Annotated in this window: 15 protein-coding genes; 12 read left to right on the top strand and 3 right to left on the bottom strand. The window is 71.8% G+C overall.

Annotated features, from left to right (window positions below; genetic code table 11):
• Positions 1-164: 164 nt before the first annotated feature.
• The 3 genes from ACZ42A_RS09805 to ACZ42A_RS09795 form a co-directional block, all read right to left on the bottom strand.
• Positions 165-836 carry a LuxR C-terminal-related transcriptional regulator gene (locus ACZ42A_RS09805; RefSeq protein ID WP_468526624.1) on the bottom strand — a complete coding sequence of 224 codons (672 nt, stop codon included), beginning with the start codon at positions 834-836 and terminating at the stop codon, positions 165-167.
• Between the two features lie 129 nt (positions 837-965).
• On the bottom strand, positions 966-2,303 hold the full coding sequence (locus ACZ42A_RS09800; protein WP_468526623.1) for a sensor histidine kinase: 1,338 nt from the start codon (positions 2,301-2,303) through the stop codon (positions 966-968).
• A gap of 138 nt (positions 2,304-2,441) precedes the next feature.
• The gene (locus ACZ42A_RS09795; RefSeq protein WP_468526622.1) at positions 2,442-3,623 is read right to left on the bottom strand and encodes a sensor histidine kinase; all 1,182 of its coding nucleotides are present in this window, start codon (positions 3,621-3,623) and stop codon (positions 2,442-2,444) included.
• A gap of 246 nt (positions 3,624-3,869) precedes the next feature.
• On the opposite strand from ACZ42A_RS09795, the gene ACZ42A_RS09790 reads away from it, so the two are divergent.
• From ACZ42A_RS09790 to ACZ42A_RS09735, 12 genes are all read left to right on the top strand, one after another.
• Positions 3,870-4,277 carry an NADH-quinone oxidoreductase subunit A gene (locus ACZ42A_RS09790; RefSeq protein WP_468526621.1) on the top strand — a complete coding sequence of 136 codons (408 nt, stop codon included), beginning with the start codon at positions 3,870-3,872 and terminating at the stop codon, positions 4,275-4,277.
• A complete protein-coding gene (locus ACZ42A_RS09785; protein ID WP_468526620.1) occupies positions 4,268-4,909 on the top strand; it encodes an NADH-quinone oxidoreductase subunit B in 642 nt (213 codons plus the stop codon). Before ACZ42A_RS09790 ends, ACZ42A_RS09785 begins: the two co-directional genes overlap by 10 nt.
• Positions 4,906-6,162: an NADH-quinone oxidoreductase subunit C gene (locus ACZ42A_RS09780; RefSeq protein WP_468526619.1), complete on the top strand. Its 1,257-nt coding sequence runs from the start codon at positions 4,906-4,908 to the stop codon at positions 6,160-6,162. Before ACZ42A_RS09785 ends, ACZ42A_RS09780 begins: the two co-directional genes overlap by 4 nt.
• Positions 6,159-7,127, top strand: a complete 969-nt coding sequence (locus tag ACZ42A_RS09775) for a complex I subunit 1/NuoH family protein (protein ID WP_468526618.1) — start codon at positions 6,159-6,161, stop codon at positions 7,125-7,127. Before ACZ42A_RS09780 ends, ACZ42A_RS09775 begins: the two co-directional genes overlap by 4 nt.
• 2 nt (positions 7,128-7,129) lie before the next feature.
• Positions 7,130-7,780, top strand: coding sequence for a NuoI/complex I 23 kDa subunit family protein (locus ACZ42A_RS09770; RefSeq protein WP_468526617.1), 651 nt, complete (start codon positions 7,130-7,132; stop codon positions 7,778-7,780).
• Positions 7,777-8,355, top strand: a complete 579-nt coding sequence (locus ACZ42A_RS09765; RefSeq protein WP_468526616.1) for an NADH-quinone oxidoreductase subunit J family protein — start codon at positions 7,777-7,779, stop codon at positions 8,353-8,355. The genes ACZ42A_RS09770 and ACZ42A_RS09765 overlap by 4 nt, the downstream gene beginning before the upstream one ends.
• A complete protein-coding gene (gene nuoK, locus ACZ42A_RS09760) occupies positions 8,355-8,747 on the top strand; it encodes an NADH-quinone oxidoreductase subunit NuoK (protein ID WP_468526615.1) in 393 nt (130 codons plus the stop codon). The genes ACZ42A_RS09765 and nuoK overlap by 1 nt, the downstream gene beginning before the upstream one ends.
• Positions 8,744-10,738 carry an NADH-quinone oxidoreductase subunit 5 family protein gene (locus ACZ42A_RS09755; protein WP_468526614.1) on the top strand — a complete coding sequence of 665 codons (1,995 nt, stop codon included), beginning with the start codon at positions 8,744-8,746 and terminating at the stop codon, positions 10,736-10,738. Before nuoK ends, ACZ42A_RS09755 begins: the two co-directional genes overlap by 4 nt.
• Positions 10,739-10,744: 6 nt before the next feature.
• Positions 10,745-12,319: an NADH-quinone oxidoreductase subunit M gene (locus tag ACZ42A_RS09750; RefSeq protein WP_468526613.1), complete on the top strand. Its 1,575-nt coding sequence runs from the start codon at positions 10,745-10,747 to the stop codon at positions 12,317-12,319.
• Positions 12,316-13,839, top strand: coding sequence for an NADH-quinone oxidoreductase subunit N (locus ACZ42A_RS09745; RefSeq protein WP_468526612.1), 1,524 nt, complete (start codon positions 12,316-12,318; stop codon positions 13,837-13,839). The genes ACZ42A_RS09750 and ACZ42A_RS09745 overlap by 4 nt, the downstream gene beginning before the upstream one ends.
• A gap of 224 nt (positions 13,840-14,063) precedes the next feature.
• A complete protein-coding gene (htpX, locus tag ACZ42A_RS09740) occupies positions 14,064-14,927 on the top strand; it encodes a zinc metalloprotease HtpX (RefSeq protein WP_468526611.1) in 864 nt (287 codons plus the stop codon).
• Positions 14,924-15,322 carry a YccF domain-containing protein gene (locus ACZ42A_RS09735; protein WP_468526610.1) on the top strand — a complete coding sequence of 133 codons (399 nt, stop codon included), beginning with the start codon at positions 14,924-14,926 and terminating at the stop codon, positions 15,320-15,322. Before htpX ends, ACZ42A_RS09735 begins: the two co-directional genes overlap by 4 nt.

Raw genomic sequence — 15,322 nt, 5'->3', positions numbered from 1 at the left:
GGCGCGTACGGCCGCACGACCCCTTCGGGCGCCACCTGTCACTTGCCTGTCACCGCCCCCACCAGGCGTTTCATCGACTGCCGTGCCACGTGATCACGCTTCCCGGGCGGCTCCGGGGGCACGGGCCCCGATGACCGCCGAGTTACTGACAGGGTGTCAGATGTTCAGGAATTCAGGTACGTCAGTACGGCGAGTACCCGCCGGTGATCGCCCTCGCTCGGGGACAGGCCCAGCTTCAGGAAGATGTTGCTGACGTGCTTCTCGACGGCCCCGTCGCTGACCACCAGCTGCCGGGCGATGGCGGAGTTGGTGCGCCCCTCGGCCATCAGGCCCAGCACCTCCCGCTCCCGCGGGGTGAGCCCCGCGAGCACGTCCTGCTTGCGGCTGCGGCCGAGCAGCTGCGCCACGACCTCCGGGTCGAGCGCCGTGCCGCCCCGCGCCACCCGCACCACCGCGTCCACGAACTCGCGCACCTCGGCGACCCGGTCCTTCAGCAGATACCCCACCCCGCGGCTGGACCCGGCCAGCAGCTCCGTGGCGTAGCGCTCCTCCACGTACTGCGACAGCACGAGCACGCCGAGCCCCGGATGCGCCTTGCGCAACTGCACGGCCGCGCGCACGCCCTCGTCGGTGTGGGTCGGCGGCATCCGTACGTCGGCGACGACGACGTCGGGCAACGCCCCCTCCGCGTCCAGCTCGGCCATGGTCTTGATCAACGCGTCGGCGTCCGCGACCCCGGCGACGACCTCGTGCCCACGGTCGGTCAGCAACCGGGTCAGCCCCTCCCTGAGCAGCACCGAATCCTCGGCGATGACCACCCGCACCCTGTCCTCCACGCCCTTGGCCCCCCAGCCGACCCGCAGTGATCCCGTACGGGTCCAGCATTCCAGCAATCGGGGCGGAGTGCGGGTGGAGCGGGGAGTTTCCGGCGGCGCGGGCGGTGAGGATACGGACGTGAAGATCTCTCAGTCCCGCCAGGGCAGTTCCGCCGTCACCCGGGTCGGCCCGCCGGCCGGGGAGTCCACGACCAGGATGCCGTCCACCGCGTCGAGGCGTTCCGTGAGGCCCGCCAGGCCGGATCCGGCGGCCGCGTCCGCCCCGCCCACCCCGTCGTCGGTGACCTGGACCATCAGCCGGTTCGCCGACCGCCACACATCCACCGACGCCGACCGGGCCCCGCTGTGCTTGCCGACGTTCTGCAGCAGCTCGGAGACGGTGAAGTACGCGATCCCCTCGATCGCCGGCGAGGGGCGCGACGCCAGATCGACCTCCACCCGCACCGGCACCGCGCAGCGGGAGGCGACCGCGGAGAGCGCCGCGTCGAGGCCGCGGTCGGTGAGGATCGCCGGGTGGATGCCGCGCGCCAGGGCCCGCAGCTCCCGGAGCGCCGTCTTCACCTCGCCGTGCGCCTCGTCCACCATCCGCGCCGCCGCCTGCGGATCCCGCGCCAGCTTCTCCTTCGCCAGCCCCAGATCCATGGCCAGCGCGACCAGCCGGGCCTGTGCCCCGTCGTGCAGATCGCGTTCGATGCGCCGCAGATCGGCCGCGGCGGTGTCCACCACGACCCCCCGGTCGGACTCCAGCTCGACGACCCGCGACGCCAGCCGCGACGGCCCGAGCAACCCGCGCACCAGCAGCCGGTCGACCGTCGTCAGCCCCCGTACGATCCACGGCGTGGCCAGCGTGAACAGCAGCCCGATCAGCGCCGTCACGGTGATCTCGAACGGGTTGTCGAGATAGATCCGGTGGGTCTCGTCGCCGTACAGCTGGAGCCCGTCCTGCCCGGCGTACATCGGGAAGACCCAGAACCACAGCGGATACGTCAGCAGTGACCACCCGTACGCCCAGAAGCTCACCGCGACGACGAACGAGAACACCGCCCACGGGAAGTGCAGCACCGCGTACAGCAGGTGCCGCCAGGACGTGCCGCTCTTGAGCACCGCCCCCATCCACGCCATCAGGCCGTTCCTCCGCGCCCGCAGCGGCTCCGGGTCGGCCACCCGAACACCGAGCAGCGCCCGTGCCCGCGTCCGCTCCAGCGCTCCGAGGCCCCGGCATCCGGCCAGGCCCGCCGCCAGCACGGGAACGCCGAGGAAGGTCACCAGCAGCCCCGCGCCGAGGGAGAGCATCGTGACGGCGTAGGTGAAGAGCAGCACGCCGATCGGCAGGCCGAGCAGCACATACGCGAGCTCCCGCCAGGTGCGTGCCTCGAACGGCGCCCGGAGCCCGGCCGGCAGCCACGTCCCGCGGTGCCGCCGGTCCTCCTGTCCGTATCCGTACCCCTGCCCGTACTCCGTGGCCATCGGCGCCGTCCCGTTCTGCTCGTCCCGTAGCGGTCTTCGCGTGTCGTACCTCCACCCTGCTGGGCGGCGGCCGGGGGAACCATGGAGTCCGTCGGCGTTTTGGAACGGGGGTTTTCCCTACCTTCCTGTGGCGTGTGGCTACCTTTCTTGCGGCCGGTCCCGCCACGGCAGCTCGGCCGTGATCAGCGTCGGCCCGCCCTCCGGGGAGTCGACGACGAACAGCCCGTCCACGGCGTCCAGCCGCTCCGCCAGCCCGCGCAGACCGCTCCCGCCGTCCGGCCGCGCGCCGCCGCGGCCGTTGTCCCCGACCTGGATGAGCAGCCGGTCCGCCGACCGCCACACCTCGACGGACGCGGAGGCAGCCCCGCTGTGCTTGCTGATGTTCTGCAGCAGCTCGGAGACGGTGAAGTAGGCGATGCCCTCGATGGCCTCGGCGGGCCGCTCGGCCAGGTCGACGGTCACCTTCACGGGCACCGTGCAGCGGGAGGCGACCGCGGAGAGCGCCGCGTCGAGGCCGCGGTCGGTGAGGACCGCCGGGTGGATCCCGCGCGCGAGGTCCCGTAGCTCCTGGAGCGCCAGCTTCACCTCGCCGTGCGCCTCCTCGACCATCGCCGCCGCCGCGTCCGGGTCCTCCAGGAGCTTCTCCTTCGCCAGGCCCAGCCCCATGGCCAGCGCGACCAGCCGGGCCTGCGCGCCGTCGTGCAGATCGCGTTCGATGCGCCGCAGATCGGCCGCGGCGGTGTCCACCACGACCCCCCGGTCGGACTCCAGTTCGGCGATACGCCGCTCCAGCTCGTCGGACGGCGACAGCAGCCCGCGCACCATCGCGCGGTCGGCGTTGGCCAGCCCCCGCGCGATGAACGGCAGCACCGGCCACAGCACGAACAGCGAGGTCAGCGTGATGGTGAACGTGACGACACCCCAGGGCAGCCGGATGAAGTCGTACAGCACGGTCCGCCAGCCGACCGGGTCCTTCAGCATCATCCACAGCTGGGCGAAGAACCCGCCGCTTCCCTTGGCGCTCCGGCTGCGCAGCGGCAGCGGGCTCGGCTCGTCGATCCGCACCCCGAGTAGCGCCCGGGCCCGCGCCCGCTCCGCCTTGCCGATCTGCCGCGCACCCATCAGACCGGCCGCGAGCAGCGGGAACCCGATCACCGTGACGGTCAGGAAAGCGCTGGTGAACAGCACCGTGGCCACATAGACGAAGCCCAGCAGGGACATCGGCAGGTTGGCCAGGAGATGCGCGATCTCCTTCCAGGTGTGAACGTCGTAGGCGAGACGGGCCCGTGGCGGGCGGTGGTCGTCGTCGTGTTCGGTCATATCGGCTAGCGTGCCGGGCGGCGCCCGGTCGCGCCATGAGGTGCGCCGCCGAGCCCGGCCGGGGGAAAACCCCACCCCCGCATCTCAACGTGTGACGGGCTGCTTACCGCCCCTTTAACAGGCCCTAGACTCGCCTGCGTACAGATCGTTCAGGATCGAACACCGTTCGAACAAGGTGCAGGATTTGTTCTAGGTTGTTCGAAGAGCGTCGAGGTCGCGTCGAGGTCAGGGAGCGAGGGGACGGACGTGAGGGAACCGACCGTGGAACCGGCTGTGGTCGTCGCGGCGGACTACTTCCAGTCCTATTCCGTCGTCGGGCTGCTCGCCGCCATCGGCGTGCTGTTCGTCGCCGTGGCCTTCGGGGCGGGCCGGCTGCTGCGCCCCGTGGTGCCCACGCACGAGAAGCTGCTGACGTACGAGTGTGGCGTCGACCCCGTCGGCGAGGGCTGGGCCCACACCCAGGTCCGCTACTACGTCTACGCCTTCCTGTACGTGATCTTCGCCGTCGACTCGATCTTCCTCTTCCCCTGGGCGACCGTCTTCGCCGACCCCGGCTACGGCGCCGCCACCCTGGTGGAGATGTTCCTCTTCCTCGGCTTCCTCGCCGTGGGCCTGCTGTACGCATACAAGAAGGGCGTCCTGGCATGGACGTGACCCGAGAGCCCGCTCAGAACCCGGAGCCTGTTCCGCACCCGGAGCCCGTACTGCTCCCGGAGCCGAAGCGCCTGGGCGCCCTCGCGCGCCTCGCCCCGGAGCCGATGAAGGTGGTCCTGAACTGGGGCCGCCGCTACTCGCTGTGGGTCTTCAACTTCGGCCTCGCCTGCTGTGCGATCGAGTTCATCGCCGCGTCGATGGCCCGCCACGACTTCATCCGCCTCGGCGTGATCCCGTTCGCGCCGGGCCCGCGCCAGGCCGACCTCATGGTCGTGTCCGGCACGGTCACGGACAAGATGGCCCCCGCCGTCAAGCGGCTCTACGAGCAGATGCCCGAGCCGAAGTACGTCATCTCCTTCGGCGCGTGCAGCAACTGCGGCGGCCCCTACTGGGACTCCTACTCCGTCACCAAGGGCGTCGACCAGATCATCCCGGTCGACGTCTACGTCCCCGGCTGCCCGCCCCGCCCCGAGGCGCTGCTCCAGGGCATCCTCAAGCTCCAGGAGAAGATCGCCCGCGAGTCGCTGGGGGAGCGGTACGGCACCACGCCTGCGCGTCCGTCCACGGCTGCGCTCCAGAGCGGGTTGGTCCGGCCCCCGGCCGGCTCGGCCATCGAGGGGGAGTCCCGATGAGCGCGGTCGGCTGGTTGCCCGCCCCCGCCGAGGAACTCTTCGGAGCCGAGGCCACCGCCGAGGAGTCGTACGAGGTCCTGACCGTCGACGTCCCGCCGTCCTCCTGGACCGAGGCGCTGCGCACGGCCCGCGACGAGCTGGGCTGCACCTACTTCGACTGGCTGAGCGCGGTCGACGAACCCGGCACGGGCTTCCGCGTCTCGGCGCACGTCGTCGCGCTGTCCCCGGTACGGCGCCTGCTGCTGCGGACCACGGTGGCGCACACGGCGCCCGTGCTCGCCTCCGCCGTCGACGTCTACGCGGGCGCGGCCTGGCACGAGCGCGAGACCCACGAGATGTTCGGCGTCTCCTTCGAGGGCCACCCCGCCCTGGACCACCTCCTCCTCCCCGAGACCTTCGAGGGGCACCCCCTCCGCAAGGACTTCGTCCTCGCCGCCCGCGTCGCCAAGGCATGGCCGGGCGCCAAGGAGCCGGGGGAGTCGGAGCACGGCGGCCCGAAGCGCCGCCAGATGCTGCCACCGGGCGTCCCCGACCCCAACGAGTGGGGCCCCCTGAAGGGCCAGCTCCCGCCCGCCCCCGCCCGCCCGGCCCGCGGCGCCGCCCGCGCCGCCGCCGGGGAGCGTCCGGTACGCCGTACGCGTACGGCCGGGGAGGGCTCGGCGAGCCAGACGGCGGCAGCGGCTGGTGCCGCAGGTGCGGCTGGGGGTGCCGGGGGGCCCGGCACCGAGGCGCCGGCCGCCACCGGGCCGCGCCGGGCCCGGAGCGTGAGCCAGGGTTCGGCGTCCCAGCGCGCGGCGGCCGAGGAGTCGGCGGAGCCGACGGCACCGGAGACGCCCGCGGCACCGGAGACGCCCGCTGCTGGTCCGCGGCGCGCCCGGAGCGCTTCGGAGGGCTCGGCGAGCCAGCGCGCCACGGCGCCGGGCGCCCGGCGCGCGCGCAGCGCGAGCGAGGGCTCCGCTTCCCAGCGCGGCGAGACCCCGGCATCTGAGACCCCTGCACCTGAGAGCACCGCGCAGGAGAGCCCTGCACCGGAGGCCCCGACGCCCCGTCCCGCCGCCGCGCCCCGCAGCCCGGACGCCCCGTGGCACCACGCCCGCCCGGCGTTCGACGAGCCGCAGCCGCAGCCGCAGGACGAGCAGCAGCCCACAGAGCCCACAGAGCCCACCGAACCAGCCAAGCCGGCCAAGCCGGCCGAACCGACTGAACCGACCGACCCCCCCACCCCCGAAGACCCCTCAGGAGGCCCGCGGTGAACGACGTGCTCGACGTCGCCCTGCGACTTCTGATCGTCTTCGGCGTCTTCCTCACCTTCCCGCTGCTCATCGGCCAGACCGAGCACAAGGTGATGGCCCACATGCAGGGCCGCCTCGGACCCATGTACGCCGGCGGCTTCCACGGCTGGGCCCAGCTCGTCGCGGACGGGGTCAAGTTCGCGCAGAAGGAGGACGTGGTCCCCGCGGGCGCGGACCGCCGTATCTTCCAGCTCGCCCCCGCGGTCGCCCTCCTGCCGTACCTGCTCGTCCTGCTCGCCATCCCGATCGGCCCCAGCGAAGGCGCCGTCGGCGAGGTGATCGACGCGGGCGTCTTCTTCGTGCTCGCCGTGATGGGCGTCGGTGTCCTCGGCTCCCTCATGGCCGGCTGGGCCAGCGCCAACAAGTTCTCCCTCCTCGGCGGCCTGCGCACCGCCGCCCAGCTCCTCGCCTACGAGCTGCCGATGCTGCTCGCGGCCGCGTCCGTGGCGATGGCCGCCGGCACGGTCTCCCTGCCGGGCATCGTGAACGCGTTCGAGTGGTGGTGGCTGCCCTGGCAGATCGTCGGCGCGATCGTGTTCTTCGTGGCGGGCCTCGCGGAACTCCAGCGCCCGCCCTTCGACATGCCCGTCGCCGACTCCGAGATCATCTTCGGCGCGTACACCGAGTACACCGGCCTGCGCTTCGCCCTCTTCCTCCTCGCCGAGTACGCGGGGATCGTGGTCCTGTGCGGCCTGACCACCGTCCTCTTCCTGGGCGGCTGGCACGGCCCGTGGGGCGCCGAAGGCCTCGGCTGGGTCTGGACCCTGCTGAAGACGGCCGTCCTCGCCTTCATCGTGATCTGGCTCCGCGTCACCTACCCCCGGCTGCGCGAGGACCAGCTCCAGAAGCTCTCCTGGACCCTCCTCGTCCCCCTCTCCCTCGCCCAGATCGCCCTCACCGGCATCGTCAAGGTGGTGATCCAGTAGCTATGGCTCCCTTCCCCGGCTCCGGCCTGGCCAAGGGCCTGGCCGTCACCCTGCGCACGATGACGAGGAAGTCCGTCACCGAGCAGTACCCGGACGTCCAGCCCGACCTCCCGCCGCGCACCCGCGGCGTGATCGGCCTGTTCGAGGAGAACTGCACGGTCTGCATGCTCTGCGCCCGCGAGTGCCCGGACTGGTGCATCTACATCGACTCCCACAAGGAGACGATCCCGGCGGCGACCCCCGGCGGCCGCGAACGCAGCCGCAACGTCCTCGACCGTTTCGCCATCGACTTCTCGCTCTGCATGTACTGCGGTATCTGCATCGAGGTCTGTCCTTTCGACGCCCTGTTCTGGTCTCCGGAGTTCGAGTACGCCGAGACCGACATCCGCGACCTCACCCACGAGCGGGACAAGCTCCGCGAGTGGATGTGGACCGTCCCGGCCCCGCCCGCCCTCGACCCGGGCGCGGAGGAGCCGAAGGAGCTGGCCGCGGCCCGCAAGACGGCGGAGAAGCTGGCCGCCCAGCAGCAGCCCCCGGCCACCGAGGCCCACGCCGACGAGCAGGCCCGCGCCGCCGAGCGGCCCACTCGCCCACAGGGCGACTCGAAGCAGCAGACCGACCAGCCGAGGCCGAAGCAGGAGGGCAAGGAATGACCCTCGCAGCCGAAACCAACGGCTTCCTGTCCCCGAACGGCGTCGAGATCGCCTTCCTCCTCGTCGGCCTGGTCACCTTCGGCGCCGCCCTCGTCACCGTCACCACCCGGCAGCTGGTGCACGCCGCCCTGTGGCTGGTGGTGACCCTCGGCGGCCTCGCCGTCGAGTACCTCCTGCTCACCGCCGAGTTCATCGCCTGGGTGCAGGTCCTCATCTACGTCGGCTCCGTCGTCGTCCTCCTCCTGTTCGGTCTGATGCTCACCAAGGCCCCCATCGGCCGCTCACCGGACGCCGACTCCGGCAACCGCTGGGCCGCCCTCGTCGTGGCCGTCGCCGCGGCCGCCGCCCTGATCTGGGTCGTGGTCGACGCCTTCCGGACGACCTGGATCGACCTGGACGGCCCCGCCGCCGGATCCACCAGGGTCACCGGTGAGAGCCTGTTCCAGAACTGGGTGCTCCCCTTCGAGGCCCTGTCCGTCCTCCTCCTCGCCGCGCTGGTCGGCGCGATCGTCCTGTCCCGCAAGGCGAAGGCCGACGCCACGCCCGCGGCCGACGGGAAGGAAGGCGCCCGCTGATGCACCTCGCCTATCCCGCCGTCCTCTCCGCCCTCCTCTTCTGCACCGGCCTCTACGGCGTCCTCGCCCGCCGCAACGCGATCCTCGTGCTGATGTCGGTCGAGCTGATGCTCAACGCCGTCAACCTCAACCTGGTCGCCTTCGACGTCTGGCTCAGCCGGGCCGCCGAGGAGACCCTGCACTCCGGCCAGGCGCTGACCCTGTTCACCATCGCCATCGCCGCCGCCGAGATCGGCATCGGCCTGGCGATCGTCCTCGCCGTCTACCGCAACCGCGGCACCTCCGACATCGACAGGCTCCGCGACACCGCCGAGGGGCACGAGCCCGAGGGCCACGAGACCGACACCCCCGCGACCGAGACGGGCGCCGAGAAGGCTGAGGCCACCGCGTGACCACGACCACCCTCGCCGTACTCGTCCCCCTCCTGCCGTTCCTGGGCGCCGCCGCGGGCCTCGCGCTGGGCCGCACCGCCCCCGGCTTCGTCCGCCCGGTGGCGGTCCTGCCGACGCTCGCCGCGCTCGCCCTCGCCGTGGTCGTCGCCGTGCACCAGGGCGGCGACGACGCCATCGACGCCGCCACGGAACTGACCCCCACCGGCTCGGTGCCGATCGAGCTCGCCCTGCACATCGACGGCTTCGCCGCGCTCGTCGCCGTCCTGGTCGCCTTCGTCGCGACCTGTGTGCAGACCTACTCGACGGGCTATCTGCGCGACGACCCGCGCTACCCCTCGTACGCCGCGCTCGTCTCCCTGTTCACCTCCGCGATGCTCCTCGTCGTCTACTCGGGCGACCTGATGGTGCTGCTGGTCGGCTGGGAGATCATGGGCATCTGCTCCTACTTCCTGGTCGGCCACTACTGGGAGACCCCGGAGGCCCGCGCCGCCTCCCTCAAGGCCTTCCTGGTCACCAAGCTCGGCGACGTCCCCTTCCTGATCGGCCTGTTCGCGCTGGCCGGCGACGCCGGGTCGTTCCGGATCACCCGGATCCTCGGCGCCGTCGCGAACGGCGGGATCGACCATCCGACGCTGATCGCCCTGCTGCTCCTGGCCGGTGTGGCCGGCAAGTCGGCGCAGTTCCCGCTGCACACCTGGCTTCCCGACGCGATGGCCGGCCCGACGCCCGTCTCCGCGCTGATCCACGCCGCGACGATGGTCGCCGCCGGTGTCTACTTCATCGCCCGGCTCCTCCCGGTCTTCGAGGCCTCGCAGGCCGCGATGGTCGTCCTCGCCGTGATGGCCGCCGTCACCATGGCGGGCTCGGCGCTCGCCGCGCTCGCCCAGGACGACATCAAGCGCGTCCTCGCCTACTCGACGATCGGCCAGCTCGGCTACATGACCGGCGCCCTCGCCGTCGCCGACCGCGGCGCCGCCGTCTTCCACCTCCTGTCGCACGGTGCCTTCAAGGCGCTGCTGTTCCTCGCCGCCGGCGTGATCATCCACGCCACCGGCACCAACTCGCTGGCCGCCATGTCCCGCATGGGGAACCTGCGCGACCGCGTCCCTGACGCCTACTGGACGATGACCGTGGCGCTCCTGGCGCTCGCCGCGATCCCGCCGTTCAGCGGCTTCTTCTCCAAGGAGTCCGTCCTCGGCGCCGCCGAGCACATCACCGCCGGCCACACCGAGCACGCGCCCGCCGCCGCGGGCTGGATCGTCCTGGTCGTCGGCCTGCTGACCGCGCTGCTCACCGCCGCGTACGCGATGCGCCTGTGGCTGCTCGCCTTCCGCGGCCACGGCACCGAGGCCCCCGACCACGGCCGGCAGCCCGTCGCCATGACCGTCGTGCTGTGGGTGCTCGCCGCCCCGTCCCTCGCCCTGGGCGGACTGGCGTACCAGTCCTTCCCCGGCTGGTTCGACGGCGGCGACCTCGGCCCGACCCTGACCACCTCCGTGCTCGGCACGGGCCTGGCCCTGGTCGGCGGCATCGTCACCTACGCCGCCTGGCGGCACACCAGCGCACTCGCCACCCGCGTCCCGCTCGGTGCCGTCGCCGCCCATCCGGAGGGCGACGCCGGGCTGGTCGAGGCGGAGGCGATCGCCAGCCACGCGCCCGCTTACGGCGACGTCGCCCAGGCCCCCGACCCCGCCGACCCCGGACGGCTGCTGCTCGGTCCGCTGCACCGCCACGCGGCCGTCGGCTTCCACCTCGACGCCGTGTACTCCGCGCTGTTCGTCCGCCCGGTGCGGGCCGGCGCGAGCCTCGTACGGTTCCTCGACCGCGAGGTCGTCGAGACCTACGTACGCGGCGCGGGAGCTCTTCCCCGCTGGCTCGGCGTCGCCGTACGGCGCGCCCAGACCGGCAATGTGCAGACCTATGTGAGCGCGCTGCTCGCCGGCACCGTCGTCCTGGTGGTGGCCGCCGTCCTCGTCGCCACGGGAGCGTGAGCAGGCGTGATCGATATCAGCGAGTCCGTGATGCAGTTCCTTCTGGCGTTCGTCGTCGTCGGCCCGCTCCTCGGCGCCGCCGCCGCTCTCCTGCCCGCCCCGCCCGGACTGAAGGGGAAGTCACCCGAGCAGGCCGTGCTCCGGCACGGCGTGACGGTGACCGGTGCCGTTCTCATCGCCGCGATCGTCCTGGCGCTCGGCTTCGACCACGACCAGCCGTCGAAGATGCAGGCCGGCACCGACATCAGCTGGATCCCCGCACTCGACGTGCGCATCCACCTCGGCATCGACGGCATCTCCCTCCCCCTTCTGGTGCTGACCGCGCTGCTGACCTTCCTCTGCGCGCTCTACAGCTACTTCAAGATGCCCGCGGGCCCGTCCCCGAAGGCCTTCGTCGCCCTGCTGCTCGTCCTGGAGTCCGGCACCCTCGCCACCTTCGCCGTCCTCGACCTGCTGCTGTTCTTCCTCGCCTTCGAGATGGTCCTGATCCCGATGTACTTCCTCATCGCCCGCTGGGGCGGCGAGGGCCGGGCCGAGGCCGCCTGGAGGTTCATCCTCTACACGCTGCTCGGCTCCGTGGTCATGCTGCTCGGCCTGCTCCTGATCGGCCTGCGAGCGGGCACATTCGACATGGTGGCACTCGCCACTGACAACGGCCGGTCGCTGAGCACATCCGTGCAGGTCATCGCCGTTCTGGCGATCGGGATCGGGCTCGCCGTGAAGACGCCGATGTGGCCGCTGCACAGCTGGCTGCCCGACGCCCACACCGCCGCGCCGACCGTCGGCTCGGTGCTGCTGGCGGGCGTGCTGCTGAAGATGGGTACGTACGGTTTCGTCCGGATCCTCCTCCCGGTCGCGCCGGACGGCTTCCGCACCTTCGCGCCGTACCTCGCCGCCTTCGCCGTCGTCGGGATCATCTACGGATCGCTCGCCTGCCTGGCCCTCGCCAAGCGGGGCGCGAAGGGCGATCTGAAGCGGCTGATCGCCTACTCCTCCGTCGGCCACATGGGCTTCGTCCTGCTCGGCATCGCGACGATGACCCCGACCGGCGTGAACGGCGCCCTGTTCGCCAACATCGCCCACGGCCTCATCACCGGCCTGCTCTTCTTCCTGGTCGGCGCGCTGAAGGAGCGCACCGGCAGCACCGACCTCGACACCCTCGCCGAGGAGACCGGCGCCGCGCTGTACGGCAAGGCCCCGCGCCTGGGCGGGCTGCTCGCGTTCGGCGCGGTCGCCTCGCTCGGACTGCCGGGCCTCGCCGGGTTCTGGGGCGAGATGCTCGCGCTGTTCGGCGCGTTCGACCCCGCCGACGGACTCAGCCGCCCCGCCTTCCTCACCTTCATGGCGATCGCCGCGTTCGGCACCCTGCTCACCGCCGCGTACCTGCTGGTCGTGGTCCGCCGGGTCTGCATGGGCGCCGCACCGCAGGACGCGCCGAAGCTCGCCGACGTACAGACGTACGAATTCGCGGCCTGGACGCCGCTCGTCGCCCTCACCGTCGTCGCCGGACTCTGGCCGAAGACCCTCCTCGGCCTGACCGACCCGGCCGTGCAGCAGCTCCTCGCAGGAGGCACCCGATGAGCTCCCTGGCCCAGCCGTCGGCCGAGTCGCTGATCCAGTCCGTCGACTGGCTCGCCATCGCGCCGCCCACCATCGCGGCCGTGGTCGGCCTCGTCGTCCTCGTCGCCGACCTGTTCCTGGAGAAGCACCGCAAGCCGCTCCTCGGCTGGATCTCCGTCGCCGGCCTGGCCGCCGCCACGCTGATGCTGCTGCCCCTCCTGGACGGCGACCGCTCCACCTTCTGCGTGCCCGGCGATCCCGCCGTGTGCAGCTACATGGCGGACCGCTTCACCCTCGTCCTCCAGCTGCTGGTCCTCGGCGGCGCCCTGGTCGCCGCCCTGCTGTCCGTCACCGGCCTGAAGGACGCGCGCGGAGGACTCCCCGAAGGGGAGTTCTGGTTCCTGCTGCTGTCCTCCGCGGCCGGCGCCGCCCTCCTGCCGGCCTCCCGCGACCTGGCGACCCTGATCGTCGCCCTCGAAGTCGCCTCCCTGCCCGCCTTCGCCCTCGTGGGCCTGCGGCACGGCGACCGCAGGTCCTCCGAGGCGGCCCTGAAGTTCTTCCTGTCCTCGGTCACCGCCACCGCGGTCAGCCTGATGGGCATCAGCTTCCTCTACGCCGCCACCGGCAGCCTCTACCTCACCCAGATCGCCGAGCGCATCCAGGGCGTCGACGGACAGCTGCACACCCTCGCCCAGACCGGCGTGGTCCTCACCCTGATCGGCTTCGCCTTCAAGACGGCCGCCGTGCCCTTCCACTTCTGGGTGCCCGACACCTATGTGGGCGCCCCGCTGCCGGTCGCCGCCTATCTGTCGGTGGTCGGCAAGGCGGTCGGCTTCTCCGGGCTGATCCTCGTCACCGTCATCGCCCTCCCGTCGTACGCCGACGTCTGGGGCCCGGCGCTCGCCGCGCTCGCCGCCCTCACCATGACCGTCGGCAACGTCGGCGCCCTGAGGCAGCAGTCCACGCGCGCGTACAGCGCGGTCCGCCTGCTCGCCTGGTCCTCCGTCGGCCAGGCCGGCTACCTCCTGGTGCCGATCGCCGCGGCCGCGTGGTCCGAGGACGCCGAGCGGTCCATCGGCTCCACGATCGCCTACGCGCTCATGTACGGCGTGGTGAACCTCGGCGCCTTCGCGGTGGCCGCACTGGTGGGTCGTACGAAGAACCTGAACCGTGTGGCCGACTACCGCGGCCTGTACGCCGCGAACCCGGTGACCGCCCTCCTCCTGGCCTTCTTCCTGCTGTGCCTCGCAGGACTGCCGCCGGGCATCATCGGCCTCTTCGCGAAGGTCACCGTCTTCTCTGTGGCCGTCGACGCGGGCCTGGGCTGGCTGGCCGTGGTCATGGCCGTGAACGTCGTGATCGCGCTGTTCTACTACCTTCAGTGGACGGCCCTGCTCTTCCGCGCCCCCGAGGGGGCGCCCGCGCGGTACCGCGTCCCCGCGCCCGTCACCGCCGCGATCGCCGTCACCGCCGTCCTCGGCATCGCCCTGTCCGGCGCCCCGCAGCTGGTGCTGCGCTTCACGGACACCGGTCTCTTCTAGCAACCGGCACCCGCCTTTTCCCACGCCGTCCACCTCCAGGGCCGTCCGGGCCGCCGTCACCCGGACGGCCCCGCCGCGCCCCCGCACGCACAAGGGAACTAGTGCTCCCCGCCTGGCGTTGACCAGTACGGGAGGGTCCACTGGACGTGACACCACGACTCCGGTGAGACGAGAGATCACAGCAAGCAAAGGGTTCCCCTGCCGCACCACTTGGAGGGCGTACCGTGCACCGCCGGCACAACGGGCTCAGGACCGCAGTACTCCTCGGGGGACTGTCCGCACTCATCATCGTCATCGGCAGCTTCTTCGGCCGTACCGGGCTCGTCGTCGCCGTCCTGGTCGCGCTCGGCACCAACGCGTACGCGTACTGGAACAGCGACAAGCTGGCCCTCCGCGCGATGCGCGCCCGCCCGGTCAGCGAGTTCGAGGCGCCGGGGCTGTACCGCATGGTCCGCGAGCTCTCCACCCAGGCCCGCCAGCCCATGCCCCGCCTGTACATCTCCCCGACGGAGGCGCCCAACGCCTTCGCGACCGGCCGCAACCCGCGCAACGCCGCCGTGTGCTGCACCGAGGGCATCCTGCGCCTCCTCGACGAAAGAGAGCTGCGCGGCGTCATCGGCCACGAACTGAGCCATGTCTACAACCGCGACATCCTGATCTCGTCGGTCGCCGGCGCCCTCGCCTCGGTGATCATGTTCCTGGTCAACTTCGCCTGGCTGATCCCCATCGGCCGCTCGGACGACGACGACGGCCCCGGCCTCCTCGGCATGCTGCTGATCATGATCCTGGGACCGCTCGCGGCCTCCCTCATCCAACTGGCCATCAGCCGCTCCCGGGAGTACGAGGCGGACGCCTCCGGCGCCCAGCTCACCGGCGACCCGCAGGCCCTCGCCAACGCCCTGCGCAAGCTCGAGGCGGGCACCAAGCAGCTTCCGCTGCCCCCCGAGCCCCGGATCGAGACCGCGAGCCACATGATGATCGCGAACCCGTTCCGGCCCGGCCAGGGGTTCTCCAGGATGTTCTCGACCCACCCGCCAATGGCGGAGCGCATCCGCCGCCTCGAACAGATGGCAGGTCCCCACCGGTGAAGACGATCCTGAACGTCATCTGGCTCGTGCTGAGCGGCCTCTGGCTGTGTCTCGGCTACCTCGTGGCCGGCGTGCTGCTGTGCATCACGATCATCGGCATCCCGTTCGGCATAGCAGCCTTCCGCATCGGCATCTACGCCCTGTGGCCCTTCGGGTACACCACGGTCGAGCGCCGCGGCGCCGGCGCCCCGTCCCTCGTCGGCAACGTCCTGTGGCTGATCCTCGCGGGCTGGTGGCTGGCCCTCGCCCACATCGCCACCGGCATCATGCTCTGCCTCACGATCATCGGCATCCCGTTCGGCATCGCCAATTTCAAGCTGATACCCGTGTCGCTGGTGCCCCTGGGCCGTGAGATCGTCCGGACGGACCGTCCGTTCGCGTCGACGGGCTGGTAG

Source organism: Streptomyces sp. NPDC030838, assembly GCF_055572035.1.
The sequence above is the reverse complement of the archived record's forward strand: the minus strand, read 5'-3'. Positions and strand labels throughout refer to the sequence as shown.